The following is a 22,835-nucleotide window of genomic DNA, read 5'->3' as shown; positions in this document are numbered from 1 at the left end:
TGCTAACGGGTAATGACCCCACGCTAGCGGAGTAGAACAAGGAATCCACAGAAAAGTGACGTACGGAGTCGTCGAGATGTTTTATCTGCAGTGAAGAAGAGAAGATGAAGAATTCGTTTCGATAGGAGTTCATTCAATCTAAGGATCGATGAACCGATTTGTAAAGCACAGACGATTTGTTGGCTGTGCTACAAATCCTACTGCTAACAATTGCTGGCGGGGACTCACACCTGCAACCGTTGAGGTAACAAATAAAGCGTACCATTGATCGCTGGTCTGTGGGGCGTGACGCGTGATACTTGGGCGTTTTGGCGATGCAAATCGTCCCATTGGCATGCGTCATCTGCCTGTTGACTAGTAAGTTAGTGAAAAATTAATTTTTCTGGAAAATTGATGCGCGCTATTTTCGTACTCACCTGGCGGCCGTGGCTCTACCCCCTTTGAGCCGGAGCTCCAGGGGTAGAGCCAGCGACTACAGCTTCGCTTGCGCCTGGACCTTAGCCAGCTGATTGCCCAGCAGGTCTGCATTAATGGCTGCTCCAGCGATCGTCCCAGATGCAGCTGCTGCCATGACCATCGCACCCAGGTTGCTGACGTTTCCTGCCGCATAAACCCCTGGCAGGGCGGTGGCACCCATTTCATTGACGTGGATGAAGGTGCCAAGCGGATGCTCGGCAAGCTGCCCGCCGAGCGACAGATAGAGCGAGGCCTGCGCGTTCATCTGGCTTGCAATTACCAGAGCTTGCGCGCTGATCTTCCGGCCATCTTCAAGTTTCACCGAATCGAGATTTCCCCCAGCATCGAAATCGATCGCTTGCACTGATTGCTCAACTACCGGTATTCGCAGTGCTGCTAGTGTCGCGCGATTTTCGTCGTTCAATGCTTCCGGGGTGTGGTTGACGAAGGTGATTTTCGGGCTCAGTTGGCTGAACATCATTGCTTGGTGGGTGCTCATGGGGCCGATTCCAAGAACCAAGATCTCCTGGTCGCGAACTTCCCAGCCATGGCAGTATGCGCAGTGGATCGCGGTATCGCCCCATGCGCGAGCCAGTCCTGGGATCGCAGGCAAATCATCGACCAGGCCCGTCGCCAGCACGATGCGCTCTGCAGTAAAAGATTGACCGGCTGTTGAGACGCTGAATCCGGCATCCAGGGATCCGGTGAGGTTGTCCACCGCCCCTTCGATAATTTGCACACCATAGCTAATGGCCTCCTGTCGCCCGCGGGACAAGAGATCCAGCGGATTGATGCCTTCGTGTCCCAGGATGTTGTGCGCATGCCGCGCTGCCGCGTTTCGCGGGTTGCCCTCATCGATAATCAAGACCGTGCGCCGCGAGCGGCCCAACGCAATTGCGGCCGCGAGTCCAGCACTGCCGCCGCCAATAATGATCGCTTCGAAATGCTCCATGTCCCTCTCCTTGTTGTATGTGATGTTGCGTCTACGGTATCGACGTTTTGCGCTGCAAGGTGTACCGTTTTGCGCATGACGCAAGAATTCGAAGTTGATCAAGTTATCAGGCAGCGCATTAGAACGCTGCGGCAGAACCTTGGATGGTCTTTGGAATCGTTGGCGGGCAAAGCTTCCCTGAGTGTTTCCACGCTCAGCAGAATTGAAACAGGAAGCCGGCGTATTGCCCTTGACCAGCTGGTTCCGATTGCCAAGGCACTGAACACTAGCTTGGACGAGCTCGTGTCAACTTCGGAAGCCGAGATTATTATCCGCCCGGAGCCGATTTCGATGCCGGGGATAACAATGTGGAAGCTGTCCACCGATGATGCTGTTAATGGGGTGAATGTTTCGAAAATGCGTTTCGATCCTTCGCAGGCACCTGCTCCCACAGAGCTGCGTATTCATCCGGGCAAGGAATGGTTCACGGTGCTCCTCGGCGAAATCCAGCTAAAGCTAGGAGATCGCACCTATCACGTGAAGGCGGGGCAATCTGCGCAGTTCGACACAATGACTCCTCATGCCATGTGGGCGGTCAATGGCGTTGCTGAGGTGCTCGGAATCATGGATCATGCCGGCCAACGGGCCCATGAGCACGACACAGCCAGCTAGTTTAGTGATTTCAATTACTCTTGGATAACCTGAGGGCAGAGTATTGAACACTGCGATGCCAGGAGGGCAACGATGACGCACCAGCTCAACGAGGAGCTTGAACAGGTACTAGCTGATGGCAATTTCTATTTCGAAGCACTCGGTGAAGGCCGCTATCGCTCGTCGTGGCATTCCCAAGGTGCGTGGAATCCGCATGAGCAGCACATGGGTCCTGCCTCTGGAATCTTGGCTTACGCCTTGGAAAATTTCCAGCCTCGTGAAGATATGCGCATCGCACGGATCAGCTATGAGATCCATGGCCTCATTCATGCCGGAGAATTTGAGATCACAACGCGAATGGTCCGTCCCGGTCGCACCATCGAATTGATCGAGGCCGAGATGACAGCCAAGGGACGCACCAGCATCGTGGCGCGCGCGTGGCGAGTGATTACCGGTGACACCAGTACTGTCGCAGGGACTGAAGACAAGGCGATTCCGGGCCCAGACACCTGCGCGGTTCGAGATATCAGTGAACAGTGGCCTGGCGGCTACATCAAATCCATCGAAATGCGCGCCAATGACGAGCTGCGCCCGGGTCGAGGTTTTGCGTGGCTGCGTACTCCTTATGCCCTGGTTGACACAGGAGACGCCACTGCGATGTCCAGCTTGGTGGGAATGATCGACACGGCAAATGGTGTGGTGCCACGGGTGGATCCGGGTGAAGGAACATGGATCTACCCGAACGTGGATCTGCAGATCCACATGTACCGCAAGCCGGAAGGCAAGTGGCTGGGCCTGGATGTCCAGCAGAGCTTCGGCACAGACGGCATCGGCCTGACCTCAACGGTATTGCACGATGAAACAGGCCCTTTCGGCCGTGCCGAACAGATCCTGACGGTCCGTTCGCGCTAGCTCGATGCGCCGGCTGAAAGCTTGGCCAGTAGCTTCTTGAGCTCTGGCTTGGACTTCAGCGTGAACTGACGCTGGCGGTACTTTTCCCGGTCTGCACCGTGGGCCTGGAAAAGTGCGTAGCCGCGCTTGACCAAGAATAAGACCGGTTTCCGGCGCTGTGCGACATCGCGCACGAACCGTCGAAGAGCGGTCACCAATGCCGGTTCATCGACGTAATAGGCTTGGACGTTAATGCCCTTGGCGCGCAGCGGCTCAAGGATTTCGTAGAGGAAAATGCCTTCGGCGACGATCGGTCCGCCCGCGCAAGCGATTTCACGATGCCCGTTGTAGCTCGACGTCGTGATCGAGTAGTTGGGGACCAGCGTGGTACCGCGCAGAAGCAAATCATCTATAGCCTGCAGTGCCGCTTCCTGATTCCAGGTAGCCGAATCGTCCCAGTCGATTTCGCCGTAGCCGGTACGGGGGAAATCAACGGGATTCCCGTCTTCACTGATCTGGCGGTAGAACTCGTCCAGCGGCAGATGGGGCTGGCCGAATTTCGACGCGAGATAGGACTTGCCGGATCCGGACGGTCCGCCGATCAGGATGACAGGGGTTGAAGAATTTGGCACGCCTTTTATTATGGCCCAGAAATGCCGGGCATCGGCAATCGGATGCTGTGACATCTGCTCCGCCTGAAGCGAATTGCTGAATTAGACTCGGTTTTATGAGTTTGTGGAACCCCCAGTCAGATGCGCCGTTATCCGTGGAAATCGAAAATCCTAGCGGAGACCCGGCTGCCGACCTAGAACGTGGAGTGCAACTGCTGCGCAACGTCCAATCAGGCGAAAGCGGCGCGCTGCTACGGCTCTATCGACCGGACCCGACCCTGGCTTTCGGCCAGCGCGATGTGCGGCTAGGCGGTTATGAGGCAGCTCGTGACGTAGCGCAGCAGCAAGGCTTTGCTCCATTGGTGCGCAAGGCCGGAGGCCGGGCCGCAGCGTATCACCGGGGTACCTTGATCGTTGATCATATTGAGCCCGAAGCCGAAGCGGTGATGCGCCAGCAGAATCGCTTCGAGGCCTTCGCGCAGGTGTATGCAAACGCTTTCCAGCGCCTTGGCGTGAATGCGCAAGTCGGGCCAATCCCGGGGGAGTATTGCCCGGGGGATTATTCGGTACATGGCCTCCCTGACGGGAAATCGCCGCGCAACTATCCAGTGAAGCTGGTCGGCACAGCTCAGCGCGTGGTTTCCGGGGCGTGGCTATTCTCTTCGGTCTTTGTTGTCGAGGATTCCGCGTCATTGCGACAGGTCCTCGATGGGGTCTACCAAGCTATGGGAGTTCCAATGGATCCCACGACGGTAGGCGCGGCTAATGATCTGCTCGCCGGTGTCACCACCGAAGCATTTATTTCCGCGTTGCTCGAGGAGTATCGCGAGCACGCCACGCTGCAAGGCATCTAGCGCAGCTTAAAAGTAAGAACCGGCACCCGAGGCGGGTGCCGATTCTTGGTTCGCGACTGGATCTAGGCGCCGACGCGCTCAACAACCTCGTCAATGCGCGGGTTGGTGGCTGCGGTGCCGTCCGGGAAGATCAGGGTTGGCACGGTTTGGTTGCCGTTGTTGAACGCCTCGACGATCTCTGCGGTGCCTTCAACTTCTTCGATATTCACCTCGGTGTATGCGACACCCTTCTGGTCCATCAGGCGCTTGAGGTTGCGGCAGTAGCCGCACCAGCTGGTGGTGAACATGGTGACTCCGCCTGCAGCGGGAACGTACTGGTCAAGGTTCAATTCGTTGCTCATACTTGGTGTAACGGCAGTTATGTTTACTTTGTTCCCGGACCGGTAGAAAAAGTTCGCTGAATTCTTTGGCCCCGCTCGCTAGACTGGGGAGCAGATTTTCCTTGATGCCGGTTCTAAGGGGTAGGCGATGTGCGGACGATATGTGATGGCCAAAGCCATCGGCGATCTGGTGGCAGAGGCCGAGGCGGAAGCGGACGCCAATCTGGAACTGCGCCAGTCCTGGAACGTTGCTCCGACTACCGACGTGCCGGTTGTGCTCGAGCGGCTGATCGACGATGAGCTGCACCGCCAGATCCATGTAGCCCGGTGGGGACTGGTGCCAGGATGGGCCAAGGAGCTCTCGGTCGGGGTGCGTGCCTTCAATGCACGCAGCGAGACAGCCAGCACCAAGCCGACCTTCCGTTCGGCGGTGAAGAAGCGCCGTGCCGTCGTCCCGGTGGAAGGCTACTACGAATGGAAAAAGGAAGGCAGCAAGAAGCGTCCTTTCTACGTGCACCGCGAGGATGAAAAGTTGATCTTCTTCGCCGGCCTCTATGAATGGTGGAAGGACGAGGACGGATCCTGGATTCTTTCCACCTCGATCATGACTATGGATTCACCTTCGGCCGAGGAGCCCGGGGTGCTCGGCGAACTTGCGGGCCTGCATGATCGCCTGCCCATTCCGTTGGGCAAAGAAATGATGGGCCGATGGATGAATCCTGCCGAGGAGGATGGTGAAGGGCTGATCGAGCAGATTCGCGCAGAAGCTTTTGATGTGGCTTCGGATTGGACCATGCATGAGGTCGATACCGCTGTTGGCAATGTGCGCAATAATTCGCCGGAGCTGATTGAGGCGCACAGCAACTCGCTGTTTTAGCCGCGGATGGCTGAGCCGCTGGGCTTGGAACCGTGCCGGAACCCCAGATAGCTGCTGGCCAGCAGGGTTCCTGCCACAAGCCCCAGCTTGCCTATGACGTGGGCTGCGCTGACAGGAGCGAATTCTGTTTCGCTCAGCGGTGCATAGGCGAACCAGCCGAAGGTTCGAACCTGGTTGTAGTCCCATACCAGTGCTCCGATGCCACCTGCTGCCAACAGCAGCCCGGCGATCAGGAACCAGACCTTGAACCGAGCGAGCTGGCGAAGCGATGAGCCGCCGGCAACCCCAAGCGCGCCAACGCCGAGCAAAGCCAGCACCCAACCGAAAATTTCGGTGGGACCCGGGCCAAAGTAGATTTCAGAGTCTTCGACCAGCGGTACATAGGATCCAGCGTAGAAAACTTCTTCTTGCTGGTGGTCCCACCACAGCACGGCGATGCCGACGAGGATGAATACTGCAGCACCTAGGAACAATGCAGGGGTAGACTTGCGGCTTTTATCTGAAGGCATGTATTTAATCTTGCCATCACCAGAGGTTTTACGCATCAAATCTTAGGTTAAATCAAGAGCGGCAGCCGGCCAAAATGGCCTGCTGCCGCTCGATGCGTGGTGCTTAGTGACCGCGCTTGATCCATTCATCCAGGTTCGGTGCTTCGGCACCGATGGAGGTGGCATCGCCGTGACCGGTATTGACCACGGTTTCAGCTGGCAGGGCCAGCAGCTTGGTGCGGATCGATTCGATGATCGTTTCGAAGCTGGAGTAGCTGCGGCCGGTAGCACCTGGGCCACCGTTGAACAGGGTGTCACCGCTGAACAGTACGCCGAGGTCTTCTGCGTAGAAGCAGGTTGAACCCGGCGAGTGCCCTGGGGTGTGCAGTGCGGTCAGCGTGGTGCCGGCGATGGTGAATGAATCGCCTTCGCTGATTTCTGCGTCCACGTCGCGTTCCGGGTAGACAGCTTCCCAGAGCATGCGGTCTTCCGGGTTCAAGAACAGCGGTGCATCCACGGCGTCGGCGAATTCGCCGGCAGCGCGGATGTGGTCATCGTGCCCGTGGGTAAGCAGCACGGCCATTACCTCGCGGTCGCCCACGGCTTCGCGGATCTTGGCAACATCATGTGCTGGGTCGATGACCATCACCTCGGAATCATCGCCGATGATCCAGACGTTGTTATCGACATCCCACGTGCCGCCATCCAGGGAGAAGGTGCCGGAAGTGAGGACGTTCTCGATGCGGGCGGCCATTAGAGCTCCACCACAGAACGAAGCACGGTGCCTTCATGCATCTTGGTGAACGCCTCTTCGATTTCATCGATCGTGATGCGTTCGGTGACAAAGGCATCCAGATCCAGGCGGCCGAGCTTGTACTGCTCGACAAGCATCGGGAAGTCGTGGCTTGGCAGGCAATCGCCGTACCACGAGCTCTTCAGCGAGCCGCCGCGGCCGAAGACATCGAGCAGCGGCAGCTCGAGCTTCATCTCCGGAGTCGGCACGCCTACCAATACGACGCGGCCAGCAAGGTCGCGGGCGTAGAAGGCCTGCTTGTAGGTTTCGGGGCGGCCCACCGCGTCGATGACGACGTCAGCGCCGAAGCCGCCGGTGAGTGCCTGGATGGCTTCCACGGCGTCGACCTTGGAGGAATCCACGGTGTGGGTGGCACCGAACTTCTTGGCGCCTTCCAGCTTGTCCGGGTTCACGTCCACCGCGATGATGGTGGTTGCGCCGGCCAGCTGCGCGCCAGCAATGGCAGCAGCGCCGACGCCACCGCAACCGATCACGGCGACGGACTCGCCGCGCTTGATCTCGCCGGTGTTGATCGCTGCCCCGATTCCGGCCATGACGCCGCAACCGAGCAGGCCGACGGCGGCTGGATCGGCTTCTTCATCCACGATGGTGCACTGGCCGGAGTGGACCAGGGTTTTTTCGGCGAAGGAGCCGATGCCCAGCGCTGGCGAAAGCTCGGTGCCGTCCTCGAGGGTCATCTTCTGGGTGGCGTTGAAAGTGTTGAAGCAGTACTTCGGCTCGCCCTTGGCGCAAGCGCGGCACTGGCCGCATACTGCACGCCAATTCAGGATCACGCGGTCGCCGACCTTGACATTGGTGACGTTCTCGCCGATCTGGCTGACTACTGCAGTGGACTCGTGGCCCAGCAGGTACGGGTACTCGTCGCCAATCCCGCCGAGCTTGTAGTGCAGGTCGGTGTGGCAGACACCGGTGGTGAGCACATCGACAACTACTTCTCCGGGACCTGGATCCGGAACGATGATGTCTACGACCTCTACTGGAGCGTCCTTGACGCGGGAAATAACGGCTTTGACCTTATGGGACATGGGATTTAGCTCCTGGAACGATTGACTAGTGCTGTCTCGATGCTATCGGTGTCTCAGGTGCTAATCGAGCATTCGAGACACAATGACGCAGGCAGTTTCGCGCAGAGCCAATTTGTGCAGGTCGATCACCGGTTGCCCCGGGGATGAATGTGACGGGGCAGGAGTGCTGCATCCCTCTCAAACCCCGGGCGATGGAGAGCAAGCCGAGGAAAACAAGCTCGGTGATGGGGGCGCTGGAGGTATCTGTTCACCTGGTCCAGGGATTGCGCCACCGGGTGCGTGCATGGGGCAATGCACCCGCTGATCTTGTCTGCGAGTGCATGGGCCTGGCGCCCATGGGGTACCTCACCAAATTGCGTCTGGCCTTGGCTCATGATGCGCTGCTCGCCAGCGATGCACCGCTGTCTCGGATTGCCCGTGATGTCGGATATTTTTCACCCTTTGCGCTCAGCGCGGCCTTTCGCAGGGTTTATTCAACCAGACCCGTCGGCGCTGAGATCCGCTGCCCTTGGCTAACCCAAACTGTCGGTCGCGCTGACTAGTGTAACTGTCATTCGAACACGTGTTCGAATAGAATGGTTCTACTAAGTAAGGAGTGCACACGTGGGGATGTTCACCGAGTCGATCGAGGTTGCCCGCGCAGCGAATGGAATGCCGTTGCGCGTGAGCTGGCAAGGGCAGGACTATCGCTTGGTGGCCGAACCCCAGCGCTGGTTCGAGCGCCGCAAATGGTGGGATGAAAACCTGCGGATTCCTCGCGGAGCCGGTGCGGGGATTGCCGATTATGAGATGTGGCGCCTGCAACTGGTCGCGGTGCGCGGGTCCCGGCAAGTGCACAGCGTTGATGTGAGTTTTGATGCGCAAACTGAACGGTGGCGCCTGGTGCGTGTGCATGAGTCGCTGGCCCGCAGCGCCTAATTCCCCTGCAGGGGAACATATATTCGAAGGACCTCCATGAGCTTCACCCACCTGAACGTCAGTTCTTCCTATAGCGCCCATTACGGAGTCTCGCACCCAAAGCAGCTGGCCCAAGCGGCCAAAGCGCAGGGTGCCCAGATGCTCGCGCTGACTGACCGGGACGGGCTCTATGGAACGGTCAAGCATGTGTCGGCCTGCATGGCAGAAGGGCTGCAACCGATTCTCGGGGTGAACCTTGCCGTGCTCGATAACCACGGAGAAACCCAAGGGCGGATCGTCCTGCTGGCCCGTGGGCGCTGCAATGGCGTGGGGTATGCGGCGCTGTGCCGAGCCATCACCCTCGCGCATAGCACTGCGCACGGCGTTCCGGGGCTGAGAACTGAGCAACTGGCACACCTGGGTGCTGCAGGGAACCTGATGATCCTGCTCGGCGGCGAATCAGACGTGGCCCGCGCAATCCTCAAGGCAAGCTATGCCCAAGCCCGGGCACTGCTTGCCAGCTGGAAGAAGCAGCTGGGAAAGATGCTGCGAGTAGAAATCACCACGCACCTGTCCAGTCCCGGATCGCGCTACAGCCTCGGTGAAGCAGCCCGCTTGCTGCGGTACGCCCAAGAGCGGGGGATCAAAGCCGTGCTCACCAATGCCGTACGCTACGTAGACCCCGACGGGGCGGTCACCGCAGACATCCTGGACTCAGCGCGCGCCCTGCATAGCCTGAAGAACCTGGACTCCTGCCAACCCAATGGCCAAGGGTGGCTGAAAACCCCGCAAGAGATGCGCCAGCTGGCCAAAGAGATCGGCCAAGCCACCGAAAAAAGCTGGGCCCAACAGCTTTTGCGGGAAACTGAAGCGCTCGCCGAATGGGCAGCGGCAGACCCGGTAGCCGACCTCGGATGGAAGAAGCCGGTGATCCCCGAAGCGAAAGTCATCGGCCTGCACCGTCCGGCCATGCAAGAACTCACCGAGCGAGTCTATGCGGCGGTGCCTGGGCTCTTGCCGCACACCAAGCCCAGCCTCATTGAAAGACAGCTGGCTCTGGAACTCGGGGTGATCGACCGGCTGGACTTCGCCGGGTATTTCCTGACCGTCGCCGAAACCGTCAAGCTGATCACCAGCATGGGAATCCGCGTGGCCGCCCGCGGCTCCGGCGCCTCCTCGCTGGTGAACTACCTGCTGGGCATCAGCCAGGTGAACCCGCTGGCCCACGACCTGGTGTTCGAACGCTTCCTCTCCGATACCCGCACCACCCTGCCGGATATCGACATTGACGTGGAATCCGCACGCCGCCACGAGATCTACCGCGAGATCTTCTCCAGCTTCGGGGAAGAGCGCGTCAGCCTGATGAGCATGCAGAACGCCTACCGTGCGCGCGGCGCGGTACGTGATGCAGGAGCCGCCCTCGGGGTAGAGCAGGAACAGGTGGATGAGATCGCGAAGCAGCTCTGGCGCTTCTCCGCATCCTCTTTCCGCGAAGCGCTCACCGAGAAGCCGGAGCTGGCCGCATTGGCAGAACGCATTACCGATGACACCCAGCTCGATATCCTCATCGATGCTACCGAACGTCTCGACCGGCTGCCTCGCCATATCTCCATGCACCCCTGCGGAGTGATCCTCTCCGACGCGAGCCTGCTGGACCGCACCCCGGTCCAGCCCTCGGGCATCGGACTGCAGATGAGCCAGTTCGACAAGCACGACATGGACCTGATGGGTTTGATCAAGCTCGACGTGCTCGGTGTGCGCATGCAATCAGCCATCGCCTACACGCTCGAGGAAATCGCCCGCATGCACCCGGATAAGCAAGCGGCCGCTCGCGCCGGAGGGCACGCCGACGACAGCTATATCTCCGCTACCGGAGCGATCGACCTGTCCAGGGTGCCACTGGATGACGAACCTACTTTCGAATTGATCCGCTCCACGTATACGCTGGGCTGCTTCCAGATCGAGTCCCCGGGGCAACGCGAACTGATCGGCAAGCTCGCTCCCCGCGAATTCAACGACCTGATCATCGATATCTCCCTGTTCCGCCCGGGTCCCATGCAGTCGAATATGGTCAAGCCCTACCTGGAGCACCGCCACGGCTTCGCCCCTGCCCAATACCTGCACGCCAAATTGATTCCCGCGCTCGCCGAAACCCACGGGGTCACCGTCTTCCACGAACAGGTGCTGCGCATGCTTGATGTGCTCACCGGATGCGGATTGGGCATGGCCGATGTCTACCGGCGCTTACTGGGCAATCCCGAGAAGGAGCTAGCCGTCGAGAAGTATGTGCGCACCGAAGCGGTGAAGAATGGCTTCACCCCTGAAGTCATCGACAAGGTCTGGGCAGTGCTCGCCGGCTTCGGCTCCTTCGGCTTCTGCAAGGCGCATGGAGCGGCCTTTGCCGTCCCCACCTATCATTCAGCCTGGCTCAAGGCGCACCACCCCGAAGCTTTCCTTGCCGGCATCTGGGAGCACGACCCGGGCATGTATCCCAAGCGGCTGCTGGTCTCGGAAGCACGGAGAATGGGCGTTCCCATCCTCCCGTTGGATATCAACCGCTCCACCGGGCACTACAGAGTCGAACGAATATTCGAATCTGCTCCAGCGAAGGTTCCTGTGGTGCCCCGCGCACCCAGCTCGCTGCGCCCTGGGCGCTATGGAATCCGGCTGGCTTTCCGCGACATCCACCAGATGAGCGAACGCGAAGTCGAACGCCTGGTCGCAGGCCAACCCTATGAGCACCTCGCCGATGTCCGCGCCCGTGCAGGCCTCTCGCGACGCACCTACCAGAACCTCGCCGCCCTGGGGGTATTCGATTCCTTATTGGCCGGGACCTCCCGTGCCGATACGATCGCCCACACGCAATCCATGGCGCACAGCTCCCTGCCAGCTAAATACCGCCCGGGGCCCGGGCAACTCGCCCTGGACCTGGGGCAGATCGAATATATCGACCAGACCGGCAAAGCACTGGATCCCGCGGAAGTAGTACGCACCGAATTGGACCTCATGCATGTGGACGCCAGCGAGCATCTGATCACCTCGTACCGCCAACGACTGGCGCACCTGCCCATTACGCAGGCAGCCGAGCTGCTGCACCTGCGCAACGGAACCGAAGTTCTGGTTGCCGGGGTGCGCGTGGCAACGCAAACCCCGCCGATGCGCGGAGGCAAACGCGTGGTGTTCATCTCTGTAGACGACGGAAGCGGCTGCATTGACGCAACCTTCTTCGACGATACGCAGCAACGCACAGCACCCTTGCTCTTCTCCACACGGATGCTGCTCATCCACGGGGTCACGCGCCGTACCGGACCGCGCGGCATTTCCCTCCAAGCGCTGAACGCCTGGGACCTGCATCAGCCAGAGACCCTGCCAGCCGCCGGATACCTCGAAGAGGTCACGCGCCCGCAACCAAGCTATCGGCCAAAGCTCGGTGAGGGTGCGCGCAAGAGCGAGAGTGTCGGCGAACTGGCAAGGCGCATGGAAGCCGAAGGGCTAGACCAGCGCGGGGCGTGACTAAACCGAGGAAATGTGCCCATCGGCATCAATAACAAATGACGGGTTATGCACGAAGTCCCAACGGAAACCATCAGGGTCTGCAATGCACGCGCTCTTACCGCCCCACGGCTGCACCGTTGGCTCCGAAATCGAAGCTGCTCCCGCCTCCAGCGCTCGCCGGTAGTGCTGATCCACCTCTGCATCGGTGTGGACGTTGTGGCCCAATGAGAGTGGGGGAGCCATGTCGCCGTGGCCGACGTTGCCGTATTCGGAGGGCATCTGCTCGATGTCCCACAACGCCAGCATCAGGCCGTAACCGGCCCGGACAAAAGCAATTTCCGGGTGAGCAGGCTGAACCAGATCGAACCCCAGGCCCTCGGTGTAGAACTTGGTTGAAACGCCGACATCGCGCACGCCGAGGGTGATAGCGCTGATGACCGGTGGTGTCGACTTGTTCATGGTTCAAGGGTAGGAGCGTTTGGAGGCGAACGCCATGGGTTGGCCGCTATCCGAGGTCCTTTTCAGGGTCACAGGTAGATCCACTGCTCATTGCGCTGAATGGCGTCCTTGGCGTCCAAGGACTGCTGAACCCCGTTAGCTGCCGCAAAGCTTCCGTAGGCGTAGCGTGCCTCGCTGCTGAAAACCCTGCGGCGCTTTGAACGCTTGCGGGGTACTGGCTGATTCCGGTCTGGTATGGAATTCACTTCAGTTTCTCCTTGCCGTATTTGCTGACGGGGTCGCTGCCAGCTGGATCCTCGGGAACTGGCATTTCGATTGCGGCTTCCTGAACCCAATTTTCCGGGTGGGGAATATTCCGAATCCGAGGAGACAGCCAAGCAACTAGTGCGCTGAGCATCACGAAAGCTCCGAAGAAAATGAGGGTTGGTCCCATGCCCAGCCATTCCAGCCCAACGCCCGCTGCCAACGGAGCCAAGGGGCCGGCAGCTAGCGCCATGAACATGATCAAGGAGTTGGCTCGACCAGCCATTTCTGGAGGAATGGCGGCCATGAAATAGCCGCCAATCGCTGCATTGAGAGCTGGAACGCTGAGGAAACTCACCAGAAGCATGATGCCCATCCAGAGCAGGTTGGTGTTGAAGCCGATGAGCAGCATGGCAATTCCCAATATGGTGAGGCAGACGCAAGCCAGCAAGCCGGTACGGAACTTGTCGATGGCAGCGGTTGCTGCAACTGATCCGATCAGCATGCCAACGCCCATGAATGTCGATGCCAAGCCAATGACCCACGCGGTTTCCCCGCGCTGCTGCAGGCCGTAGATCAAAGCGGTCATCAAGCCATTGACGCCAATATTGACGACCATGATGACCAGTAAGATCGCGCGCAATCGAGGGCGTGCAAAGCACCAGCGCATGCCGGCAACGATGCCATGGGCTACTGTCTCCCCAGTGCTTCCGGGATCCTCGCGGCGCTTGCGAGTTTCTTCGGCGGCTGCTCGCAGCGGACGGCGAAGGGTGAAGCCGGCAAGACCCGCCAGCAAGTTCAAGACGCCCACTGCCAGAAGCGCGATTCCTCCACCAAGGCCAAGAAGTAAACCGCCCAGCGGAGACGCTCCGAGCATCAATACCGAGTCGCGGCCCTGGTTGGCAGCCAATGCGCGGCCCAATTGCTTGGGGTGGACGAGATCCTTCAGGGCGGCATTCGTTGTCGACCCGAAGTACCCGCCGCGCAGTTCCATGAGGATATGCGCGATGCAAAGGGCAGTTGCGGAAAGTGAGTGGGTGCTGATGCCCAAGGCAAGAGCCCCAGTCATTGCCGCTGCGCACACTCCATTGATCAGCATCATGCGGGCGCGGTCACTGCGGTCTGCCATGGCGCCGCCTGCCAAGGTGAGGCTGGCTCTGGCTGCTACGCCCAAGGCCGCCAGTGCTCCGGCCCAGACCGGGGATTGGGTTGTAGCCAGCAAGATCAACGGAAGGATGAATCCGTAGATGCCGCCGGCCAGCAAGGCTGAGGTGTCGGCCAGCCACCAGATTCGGTAGTTGCGCTGGGCGCGCAGCGGCGGAAGCGAGGATGCTTCGGCCGCCTCAGGCCCGGGGGAACCGGCGGGTTGGGTAGTGGTCATGGAACCCACTGTAAGCCCGCAAGTAAAGTTGCGCAATAGAATTTGCGCAATTTAAATTGGGGGGATTGTTATGCTGTGCACATGAGCAACAAAGAGTCGCTAGTCACATTCACTACGCCGATGCTTAAAGCGATTGCCAACCCGCTGCGCAGGCAGATCCTCAACACGCTTTCGGCTATGGGTTCGGCTCGTGCGGCAGACTTGGCTGAAGTTCTGGAAGTGCCGGCGAACAAGGTCAGTTTCCATCTGCGCGAGCTGGCCAAGGCCGAGATGATCACCGAAGGTCCTGAACTGGCCCGGGATAAGCGCGACCGCGTATGGAAGCCCGCGGCCGACGGGTTCACCACCGGCGAGGTCGGGGAGCGGGAAGACGATCCCGCGGGCCTGGCCATGGACGCCTACTTGGGGCAGGTCGTGCATGACGAGCAGCGGCGATTGCAAGCGGCGATGCTCCACGGAGGGCGGCATTATTCCGGCGAGGAAGACGGCAACGCCAAAGCCCGGTTGATGACCAGTGACCTGATGCTTACTCCAGATGAAATGAACGAGCTGGTCCGCCGGCTGGAAAAAGTCATCCCTGCATTTCGCGAGGACTTAAAGAACGGCGAGGTCGCGAGCTCCCAGCCAGCCGAGCAGCGCGAAGTCTGGCATGTGATGACCTTGCTCAATGCGGAATCGCTGTTGAACGAGTCACATGGCAATGATCAACCGTTGTAAAACCCGATGTGAACGCGCGCTGAGGTGGGGTCCTGAACTAAACTGGATTTTGGCTGGCTGTGGCCAAGGTATGCCACAAGCTATGAAGCCATCACAGATTGAAAGGTAGAACCCGATCTCATGAGCGAGCAGCTGACTCTCACCCTTGACGGCGAGCAGGTACAGGTGGACGCGGGAACGACCGGTCTGCAGTATTTCGCCAATGATAAAGACGTGGTTGTTATGCACGTCGATGGCGTATTGCGCGACCTGGCCCGCGAACTGGAAGCCGGAACCACTGTCACCCGCGTAACCATCAACGATCCAGAAGGATTGGAGGTGCTGCGCCACTCGACCGCCCACGTGATGGCCCAGGCTGTGCAGCAGCTGCGCCCGGACTCCAAGCTGGGAATCGGTCCATACATCACCGATGGTTTCTACTTCGACTTCGATGTCGAGGACCCGTTCACTCCAGAAGACTTGAAGCAGCTGGAAAAGATGATGCAGAAGATCATCAACCAGAACCAGCTCTTTGTTCGCCGCGAAGTTTCCCCGGAGGAAGCCAAGGCTGAAATGGCCAACGAGCCATACAAGTGCGAGCTGCTGGCCAAGGCCGACTCCGCTGACACTTCCGGCGAAGGCGTCACCGTTGAGGTTGCCGCTGGCGAAACCACCATCTACGACAACGTGGACCGCAAGTCCGGCGACACCGTCTGGAAGGACCTGTGCCGCGGCCCGCACCTGCCGAACACCAAGCTGATCAAGAACGCCTACGCGCTGACTCGCTCGGCCGCCGCCTACTGGCTGGGCAGCGAGAAGAACAAGCAACTGCAGCGCATCTACGGCACCGCATGGCCAACCAAGGATGACCTGAAGGCCTACCAGGAGCGCCTGGCCGAAGCCGAGCGCCGCGACCACCGCAAGCTCGGTGCCGAACTGGACCTGTTCTCCTTCCCCGATGAGCTGGGCTCGGGTCTGCCGGTGTTCCACCCCAAGGGCGGCATCATCAAGCGCGAGATGGAAGACTACGTACGCGACCGCCACGTCGAAGAAGGCTTCCAGTACGTGGGCACCCCGCACATCTCCAAGGATGGGCTGTTCCACACCTCGGGCCACCTGCCTTACTACGCTGACACCATGTTCCCGGCGCTGCACATCGACGAAGAGCGCGATGAAGATGGCAACATCACCAAGCAGGGCCAGGAATACCGCCTGAAGGCAATGAACTGCCCGATGCACAACCTGATCTTCCGCGGTCGCGGACGCAGCTACCGTGAACTGCCACTGCGCCTGTTCGAATTCGGCCACGTCTACCGCTACGAGAAGTCCGGCGTGGTCCATGGCCTGACCCGTGTGCGCGGTTTCTCCCAGGACGACAGCCACTCCTACGTCACCAAGGAACAAGCGCCTGCTGAAGTCGAGCACCTGCTGAACTTCATGCTTTCGCTCTTGCGCGACTTCGGCATGGATGACTTCTACCTGGAGCTGTCCACGCGTGACCCGGAATCGGACAAGTTCATCGGCTCGGACGAGCAGTGGGATGAAGCCACCGCCGTGCTCGAGCGCGTCGCCACCGAGTCCGGCGTCGAACTGGTTGCCGATCCGGGCGGAGCCGCATTCTACGGCCCGAAGATCTCGGTCCAGGCCAAGGACGCCATCGGGCGCACCTGGCAGATGGGCACCGTGCAGTACGACTTCAACCAGCCAGCGCGCTTCGGCTTGGAGTACCAGGCTGCCGACGGTTCCCGCCAGGAACCAGTGATGATCCACGCGGCGAAGTTCGGTTCCATCGAGCGCTTCCTGGGCGTGCTCACCGAGCACTACGCAGGTGCCTTCCCTGCATGGCTCTCGCCGGTGCAGGTTCGCGCGATCCCAGTGGCCGAGGCCTTCAACGGCTACCTCGAAGAGGTAGTTGCGAAGCTCAAGGCGCAGGGTGTCCGCGTGGAGCTGGATGACTCTTCGGATCGCTTCCCGAAGAAGATCCGCAACGCGTCCAAGGACAAGATTCCATTCGTGCTCATCGCCGGTGGCGAAGATGCTGATGCAAACGCCGTGTCCTTCCGCTTCCGCGATGGCAGCCAGGAAAACCAGGTGCCAATCGATGATGCGGTAGCCCGCATCGTTGAAGCCATCAAGAGCCGCGACAACAACAACTAGTTCGGACAGGGAGTCCATTGAGCATGCAGGAACACGCAGACCAGTCCGTCACCGACGACTTTGAACTCGCCGGAGTGCCGGATTCGTTCCAGCGTCTTTGGACTCCCTACCGGATGGCTTATATCAAGGGCGGGCAGGACCAGGTCAAGGATGAGGCCAGCTGCCCATTCTGCGCCGGTCCCGGGCGGACCGACGAAGAAGCGCTGATCGTGCACCGTGGCAAAACCTGCTACGTGATCCTGAACTTGTTCCCGTACAACCCGGGCCACCTGCTGGTCTGCCCCTACCGCCACGTGCCGAATTACACCGACATCACCTTGGAAGAAACGGCCGAAATGGCAGCGTTGGCCCAGCAGTCAATGCGCGTACTGCGCAAGGTATCCAACCCTGCCGGGTTCAACCTGGGCATGAACCAGGGCGAAGCTGGGGGAGCCGGCATTGCCGCCCACCTGCACCAGCACATCGTGCCCCGGTGGAACGGAGACGGGAATTTCTTCCCGATCATCGCGCAGACAAAAGCCATCCCGCAGACCTTGTCCGAGGTTCGCAGTGCCATTGCTGATGCATGGGACAGCGAAACACCGAACTAGGCACTAGCCGGCACGCGGGCCTGACAGGACATGGAAATGTCCTGTCGGGCCCAATGTCATTTAACCCCAAAACAACCGTCTTGACCTGTGAAAATAAGAATGCGGCGGATTATGGTGGCATAGAGGAACAACTTCCCCACGAAATGAGCATCGTTGAATATTCCCAGGTCTCCCGAACCAATCGGCACCATCGAAGACATCCGCGACTGGATTATCAGCGGCTCCGAGCATGAAATGCGTTTCGCTATCCAAGGAGCGGCCCGCTACTCGATCGGCATGATTGATCAGCTGCTTGAAGAACTGGGCTACGAGCACGATGCAAACTGCGATACGTTCCTGCGCGGTTGGCTGGATACCCTGGATCCGCTGGAACGGCTCGCAGCGGCCGTGGCCACCGAATCCCACTACCGCCTAGGGCTCTTAGACACAGCACGGGCAGATGACCGCGCACTGCTCCAAGTAATGGAAGCTGCGAAGCCTGGGATTGATGAGCTGGCCGAATGCTTCAGCGGCATCCACGAACGCGCCGACGACCCTGATCCATCTTTCACCCGGGCCTGCACCACGCAGCTATTGGACTACGCCGAACAGCTGCAGGCAGTGGCAGAAAAGATTGATGGGGACGTGCACTTGGTGAAGTACATGTCAGATGAAGTGGCGCGCATGGAAACTGGCGAATATGACGCGAATGAAAAACCAGCAAAAAACATTGTCGCTGAGCTATTGGAGGGAAACCCTCGACTGCGCGCAAAAATTATCTCTGACTAGCAGTTTTAGCTTGAAAGACTATGTTACGCACTAACCTCCGATCAGTGGACAAGTCTCCTGGTGCAACATTGTGACGCAACACGTGAGGTAATAAAGCAAAGCGATCCTACGATTACTGGCGTACCACCTCGCTTATATCCCCGAAATTCTGGGGCAAAAACGAGTCACCGCAGTGTCGAAAGGAACCCCTCCACACCATGTCTACGAACAACCAGAACTCCGTCGTCGGCTCGGACCGCGTCAAGCGCGGCATGGCCGAAATGCTCAAGGGCGGCGTCATTATGGACGTAGTCACCCCAGAGCAGGCACGCATCGCCGAAGATGCAGGTGCCGTGGCCGTCATGGCTCTGGAACGCGTTCCTGCGGATATCCGTGCCCAGGGTGGCGTCTCGCGCATGAGCGACCCGGATATGATCGATGGCATCATCGCCGAGGTGTCCATCCCGGTGATGGCCAAGGCTCGTATTGGCCACTTTGTCGAGGCGCAGATCCTGCAGTCCCTCGGCGTCGACTACATTGATGAGTCCGAGGTCCTTTCGCCAGCAGACTACGAGAACCACATCGATAAGTGGCCTTTCACCGTTCCATTCGTTTGCGGCGCCACCAACCTCGGTGAGGCATTGCGTCGCATCAACGAAGGTGCCGCGATGATCCGCTCGAAGGGCGAAGCCGGCACCGGCGATGTTTCGAACGCCACCGGGCACATGCGCAAGATCCGTGCAGAGATCGCCAAGCTGGCCGCACTGCCGGAAGATGAGCTGTACGTGGCTGCCAAGGAGCTGCAGGCACCGTATGAGCTGGTCAAGGAAATCGCGCAGACCGGCAAGCTGCCGGTAGTGCTGTTCACCGCGGGCGGCATTGCCACCCCGGCCGATGCAGCAATGATGATGCAGCTGGGTGCCGATGGCGTCTTCGTCGGCTCGGGCATCTTCAAGTCCGGCAATCCAGTGCAGCGCGCCGAGGCCATCGTGAAGGCAACCACCTTCTTCGACAACCCGGACGAGCTGGCCAAGATCTCCCGTGGTCTGGGTGAAGCAATGGTCGGCATCAACGTCGCCGACGTGCCGGTACCTCACCGCCTTTCGGAGCGCGGCTGGTAAGCGCCGACGTTCCCAGCATTGCAAGCCCACGCCACCGAATTCCCGGTGGCGTGGGCTTGACGTTCCCAGAGCAGTGATTCGGGTGGAAACCGTAGTCTAAACGGCGTATCCGTCGATAAAGTTGTCTACAGTTGCATCTTGACAAGCAGTCACATACTAACGCTCCCACCGAGCCAATAAACGTCTGCTGAACATCCATCTCATGTGAGCAGATCGAGTGGGTCATTCCGCATCTTGGACTGAAACAAGGTGTATTGTCCGAGATTCATCGCTGTGTCGTAGAACCTCAGGCCAACCAAGGTCCACTGTCTTGATCTGTGTCGATCCAAAAATGAGTGAGCGTTTGTTCCACACTTTGCGAGTCATCTCGGAGAGACATCCAATTGCTGTTTCGATGTATGGACCAGCCTTCGTCTGGTATGTCTGAGGTGTCACTTGGACAGTCCAACTGATGGGTTCGCTTCATCTGTCGTACATGTTTTCCATGGCACCGTTGCTCAAAGTGGCGCTTCGATTGCTTCCGCGATTGCTCGTAGACCTAATGCCGAGGAGCGAGGGCTACCAAGCTCGAAACTAGAAAATTTGGGATCGTTGTTCTCGTTTGTCTTCCGGACCGCACCCGGTGCGAGATCTTGCAAGGTACTAAGGGCCGAGAGAACTTCACTAACTGAAGGCTTAACTTCACTTCGGCGGCCATCTCTAGATATGTCGCGAGGCGTGATCGGGTCACCTGATTCCTTTGCCTCTTCGGCAAGCTGCCCGACCACGTATGTGAGGACTGCGAGCTCACGTTGTTTGTCGGCAATCGCCTTCATAGTTGCGTCGACACCGCCGTTGGACTCAAATAACGCTCCCGATAATTCAGGTCCGATACCTAGCGCTAGCGCCTTGTCCGCGATGGCTCCAAGCATTGATGCGTCGATGAGAGTCCAGCTACGTGCCCGCGCCATATTCTTGGTCGTGTCGCCGACAAACGCTGGGGCAATTACCGCAACGTAATCAGCATGATGTTGAACTTTATGTGATTCAAGTGCAACATCACTGACATCCGTGTGCGAGATGCTACCGCTGGAACGCGATTTGGCTTCGACAATTGAGGTACGTTTTGCACCCTTGTGGTCTCGCCATTTTACGAGTACGTCTGTGGTGCCTGAACCACTAAGTACGCGGGCATCGAATCCCATGAGAGTGAAGGCGTCACTGATTGCCCGTTCAAAGGCCTTCCCAGCCCCTCGTTCTTTCGCCATAGGCGTGCGGGAAAGCTCATCTAATGACTCGGCCAGGCTCGATGAACAGAAAGCTGACTTGTTGTCTGATGTAGGGATATTTTCTGGATCAGAATCGGGCTGCACTTCTGGTTCTGCCAGGGGTAGCTCTTCGAGAAGAGCTACCCCTGTGGGAGTCGTCCGCAGGCTGCCATATTTCGGTGGCACTATGAGCCCCGTGTCCATTAGGAATGCCGCGATCCAGCGGGACTTATCCACATTTAGACCATGGCGTTTTGCTTCAGCATAGACATCGGCTCGAGTCGCGCCGCCCTCCGCCGCAAGGAGCATCTCACCGACGAAACGCATATTGGCGTGAAGAATCCGGATGAAGTTAATGTTGCTGCCTGACTGGAGCCATGCACGAGCCGTAGGGGATGCTTGATATATACCTAGACCCACCTCGACGATGAGTCCCGAAGCTCGTAGGAAGGGCAACATTGAGTCCACGCTGGAACGTCGAAGACTGAATGTGTTGGCGATGAATCCGAGGAGTTCGGAACGACTGAGTGGATCGATCAACGCATTCACGATGACACGTAGATTTTCCACCTTGTTTGAATGAGTAGCCGGGCTCGGCACCCAGATATTGTAAGTGCTCCGAGACGACTGCAAACGAGTTCCATCGCTCAGTTCAGCCAGCAAGTTTTTAATCTGTATTGGCGCGGGCTCTATTGTTTCAACTGGAGATGCTTCGATTTCAAGTGCTTCCGGGGTGACCAAGTGACAAGCCATCAGCATCTCTTGGCCAATAGAAGTGATCATCCACCGTCGACCTGCGGTCGCCTCAATTGCACCGAGGGCATCGAGCCAATCTAGGCGCGCACGAACGCCACCAAGGCTTTTCCAGTCGGTGTGATAAGCAGCTTTGAGGAATTTATCAACTTCCTCCACGGTTTCTGGTGAACTTGCAATAAAATTCAGTGATTCTGAGAGTAGCCGGAAACATTTTGCTAGTGACGTACCCAGAACGGATGGTGAACCGGTGATTAGATACTTATGGCCGACACCGGTGAGCACTAGTTTGGTGTCTTCCGCTCGAACGAGGCCTGCAGCCTTGAGGAATCTGCTGTACTCGCCCCACGTCAATGGCTCTCGTACGGCTGATGCTCCCGATCGTGATTCGGAATCCTTGAATACTGTGTCAGGTATATTCGGACGGGCATTCATCATGATATCCGCACCCGCTTCTTGCACTTGTGATACCAGCTCGAAAATAAGCTTTAGCCATGCGCGCTTCCCACCATGGAGCGAAGGTAAGCTCGCAGACTGTCTACGCCATAGGGCCCGTTGGTCTTCCACGGGAAAGTTCGCTTCGGTGATTGTCGATGACATGGATCAAGTCTATGGGAAATGATCACAATAATTATGGAAGTCATTTATGTAATCTCGAAATTGATTTGTGAATCTCGAAATGTGCATGAATAGATTGGATTTTGAAGATTGTTTACATGCCTGTTGAACCATGACCGCATGTCGGGAAAGGCATCAAAAGATTTGGGTAAGGCGCCAGACCAATCTGTCTGGTTACGATTGGATCGCTGGGAACCGCCGAAGATCTGTTCACTGAACCGATCAGCGCCACGGCAACCGAATGGGCCCCTCGATTAGTCGGTGCCTACATTGCTGCTGTGGGAACAGCTAAGCCTGTCAGTCTCACGGGGCCGCTCGGCAGCGAATGGAGTGAGTCTACGAATTCTTCGATTTCAACCTCCCGCTATGGGTTTGCCTGGCCCCTACACGACCGAAGAATCTGCCTAGATCGTTGGTCGCTTGTAGCCTTTCGCTTCCCACCCAGAAGCGTACCGTGGCCTGCCGCCGAAGTTGTACCAGGGAAATCAATTGGAGAGCGGATCGCCAGATGCT

The 22,835-nt window shown here is 58.6% G+C and carries 22 protein-coding genes; 12 read left to right on the top strand and 10 right to left on the bottom strand.

Going from position 1 to position 22,835, the window contains the following annotated elements; genetic code table 11:
- Window positions 1–472 precede the first annotated feature (472 nt).
- Complete coding sequence (locus ACRDT3_RS00215) at window positions 473–1,510, bottom strand: NAD(P)/FAD-dependent oxidoreductase (protein WP_431491041.1); 1,038 nt, start codon at window positions 1,508–1,510, stop codon at window positions 473–475.
- Here ACRDT3_RS00215 and ACRDT3_RS00210 point away from each other — a divergent pair.
- Both ACRDT3_RS00210 and ACRDT3_RS00205 read left to right on the top strand, forming a co-directional pair.
- Window positions 1,484–2,059 carry a helix-turn-helix domain-containing protein gene (locus ACRDT3_RS00210; protein WP_431491040.1) on the top strand — a complete coding sequence of 192 codons (576 nt, stop codon included), beginning with the start codon at window positions 1,484–1,486 and terminating at the stop codon, window positions 2,057–2,059. The two genes, ACRDT3_RS00215 and ACRDT3_RS00210, sit on opposite strands and share 27 nt — an antisense overlap.
- Window positions 2,060–2,131: 72 nt before the next feature.
- Window positions 2,132–2,950, top strand: a complete 819-nt coding sequence (locus ACRDT3_RS00205; protein WP_431491039.1) for a thioesterase family protein — start codon at window positions 2,132–2,134, stop codon at window positions 2,948–2,950.
- Here ACRDT3_RS00205 and ACRDT3_RS00200 read toward each other — a convergent pair.
- Complete coding sequence (locus tag ACRDT3_RS00200) at window positions 2,947–3,615, bottom strand: uridine kinase family protein (RefSeq protein ID WP_431491038.1); 669 nt, start codon at window positions 3,613–3,615, stop codon at window positions 2,947–2,949. The two genes, ACRDT3_RS00205 and ACRDT3_RS00200, sit on opposite strands and share 4 nt — an antisense overlap.
- Window positions 3,616–3,656: 41 nt before the next feature.
- Here ACRDT3_RS00200 and ACRDT3_RS00195 point away from each other — a divergent pair, with 41 nt between their 5' ends.
- Window positions 3,657–4,394 carry a lipoate--protein ligase family protein gene (locus ACRDT3_RS00195; protein WP_431491037.1) on the top strand — a complete coding sequence of 246 codons (738 nt, stop codon included), beginning with the start codon at window positions 3,657–3,659 and terminating at the stop codon, window positions 4,392–4,394.
- Between the two features lie 62 nt (window positions 4,395–4,456).
- Here the strand turns inward: ACRDT3_RS00195 and ACRDT3_RS00190 are convergent, their stop codons facing one another.
- A complete protein-coding gene (locus tag ACRDT3_RS00190; protein WP_105661390.1) occupies window positions 4,457–4,735 on the bottom strand; it encodes a glutaredoxin domain-containing protein in 279 nt (92 codons plus the stop codon).
- A 127-nt stretch (window positions 4,736–4,862) separates the two neighbouring features.
- Here ACRDT3_RS00190 and ACRDT3_RS00185 point away from each other — a divergent pair, with 127 nt between their 5' ends.
- Entirely contained in the window at window positions 4,863–5,591 is a 729-nt protein-coding gene (locus ACRDT3_RS00185) for an SOS response-associated peptidase (protein WP_431491036.1), read from the top strand.
- Here the strand turns inward: ACRDT3_RS00185 and ACRDT3_RS00180 are convergent.
- The 3 genes from ACRDT3_RS00180 to ACRDT3_RS00170 all read right to left on the bottom strand — a co-directional run bounded on the left by ACRDT3_RS00180 (window position 5,588) and on the right by ACRDT3_RS00170 (window position 7,918).
- Window positions 5,588–6,100 carry a hypothetical protein gene (locus ACRDT3_RS00180; RefSeq protein WP_431491035.1) on the bottom strand — a complete coding sequence of 171 codons (513 nt, stop codon included), beginning with the start codon at window positions 6,098–6,100 and terminating at the stop codon, window positions 5,588–5,590. The genes ACRDT3_RS00185 and ACRDT3_RS00180 overlap by 4 nt on opposite strands.
- Window positions 6,101–6,203: 103 nt before the next feature.
- A complete protein-coding gene (locus ACRDT3_RS00175; RefSeq protein WP_431491034.1) occupies window positions 6,204–6,833 on the bottom strand; it encodes an MBL fold metallo-hydrolase in 630 nt (209 codons plus the stop codon).
- Complete coding sequence (locus ACRDT3_RS00170; protein ID WP_105661387.1) at window positions 6,833–7,918, bottom strand: S-(hydroxymethyl)mycothiol dehydrogenase; 1,086 nt, start codon at window positions 7,916–7,918, stop codon at window positions 6,833–6,835. Before ACRDT3_RS00170 ends, ACRDT3_RS00175 begins: the two co-directional genes overlap by 1 nt.
- Before the next feature lie 143 nt (window positions 7,919–8,061).
- Here ACRDT3_RS00170 and ACRDT3_RS00165 point away from each other — a divergent pair, with 143 nt between their 5' ends.
- The 3 genes from ACRDT3_RS00165 (at window position 8,062) to ACRDT3_RS00155 (ending at window position 12,328) form a co-directional block, all read left to right on the top strand.
- Window positions 8,062–8,460, top strand: coding sequence for a helix-turn-helix domain-containing protein (locus ACRDT3_RS00165; RefSeq protein ID WP_431491033.1), 399 nt, complete (start codon window positions 8,062–8,064; stop codon window positions 8,458–8,460).
- Between the two features lie 67 nt (window positions 8,461–8,527).
- Window positions 8,528–8,836 carry a hypothetical protein gene (locus ACRDT3_RS00160; protein ID WP_431491376.1) on the top strand — a complete coding sequence of 103 codons (309 nt, stop codon included), beginning with the start codon at window positions 8,528–8,530 and terminating at the stop codon, window positions 8,834–8,836.
- 36 nt (window positions 8,837–8,872) lie between these two features.
- Window positions 8,873–12,328, top strand: coding sequence for a DNA polymerase III subunit alpha (locus ACRDT3_RS00155; protein ID WP_431491032.1), 3,456 nt, complete (start codon window positions 8,873–8,875; stop codon window positions 12,326–12,328).
- Here ACRDT3_RS00155 and ACRDT3_RS00150 read toward each other — a convergent pair whose 3' ends face one another.
- From ACRDT3_RS00150 to ACRDT3_RS00140, 3 genes are all read right to left on the bottom strand, one after another.
- Entirely contained in the window at window positions 12,329–12,769 is a 441-nt protein-coding gene (locus tag ACRDT3_RS00150) for a VOC family protein (protein WP_431491031.1), read from the bottom strand. It abuts the gene before it with no gap.
- A 68-nt stretch (window positions 12,770–12,837) separates the two neighbouring features.
- Window positions 12,838–13,014, bottom strand: coding sequence for a hypothetical protein (locus ACRDT3_RS00145; RefSeq protein WP_431491030.1), 177 nt, complete (start codon window positions 13,012–13,014; stop codon window positions 12,838–12,840).
- Window positions 13,011–14,393 (bottom strand): MFS transporter, encoded by a 1,383-nt coding sequence (locus tag ACRDT3_RS00140; protein WP_431491029.1) that lies wholly within the window; start codon window positions 14,391–14,393, stop codon window positions 13,011–13,013. The genes ACRDT3_RS00145 and ACRDT3_RS00140 overlap by 4 nt, the downstream gene beginning before the upstream one ends.
- 81 nt (window positions 14,394–14,474) lie before the next feature.
- On the opposite strand from ACRDT3_RS00140, the gene ACRDT3_RS00135 reads away from it, so the two are divergent.
- From ACRDT3_RS00135 to pdxS, 5 genes are all read left to right on the top strand, one after another.
- Window positions 14,475–15,110 (top strand): helix-turn-helix domain-containing protein, encoded by a 636-nt coding sequence (locus ACRDT3_RS00135; RefSeq protein ID WP_431491028.1) that lies wholly within the window; start codon window positions 14,475–14,477, stop codon window positions 15,108–15,110.
- 120 nt (window positions 15,111–15,230) lie between these two features.
- Entirely contained in the window at window positions 15,231–17,246 is a 2,016-nt protein-coding gene (gene thrS / locus ACRDT3_RS00130) for a threonine--tRNA ligase (RefSeq protein WP_431491027.1), read from the top strand.
- 23 nt (window positions 17,247–17,269) lie between these two features.
- Entirely contained in the window at window positions 17,270–17,836 is a 567-nt protein-coding gene (locus ACRDT3_RS00125; RefSeq protein WP_431491026.1) for an HIT family protein, read from the top strand.
- A gap of 153 nt (window positions 17,837–17,989) precedes the next feature.
- Window positions 17,990–18,604: a hypothetical protein gene (locus ACRDT3_RS00120; protein ID WP_431491025.1), complete on the top strand. Its 615-nt coding sequence runs from the start codon at window positions 17,990–17,992 to the stop codon at window positions 18,602–18,604.
- Between the two features lie 197 nt (window positions 18,605–18,801).
- Entirely contained in the window at window positions 18,802–19,704 is a 903-nt protein-coding gene (gene pdxS, locus ACRDT3_RS00115) for a pyridoxal 5'-phosphate synthase lyase subunit PdxS (RefSeq protein WP_105658267.1), read from the top strand.
- A 497-nt stretch (window positions 19,705–20,201) separates the two neighbouring features.
- On the opposite strand, the gene ACRDT3_RS00110 is transcribed toward pdxS, so the two are convergent.
- On the bottom strand, window positions 20,202–22,304 hold the full coding sequence (locus tag ACRDT3_RS00110) for a restriction endonuclease (protein WP_431491024.1): 2,103 nt from the start codon (window positions 22,302–22,304) through the stop codon (window positions 20,202–20,204).
- Between the last annotated feature and the right edge of the window lie 531 nt (window positions 22,305–22,835).

Source organism: Glutamicibacter sp. (genome assembly GCF_050701915.1).
Classification (GTDB): Bacteria; Actinomycetota; Actinomycetes; order Actinomycetales; family Micrococcaceae; genus Glutamicibacter.
The sequence above is the reverse complement of the archived record's forward strand: the minus strand, read 5'-3'. Positions and strand labels throughout refer to the sequence as shown.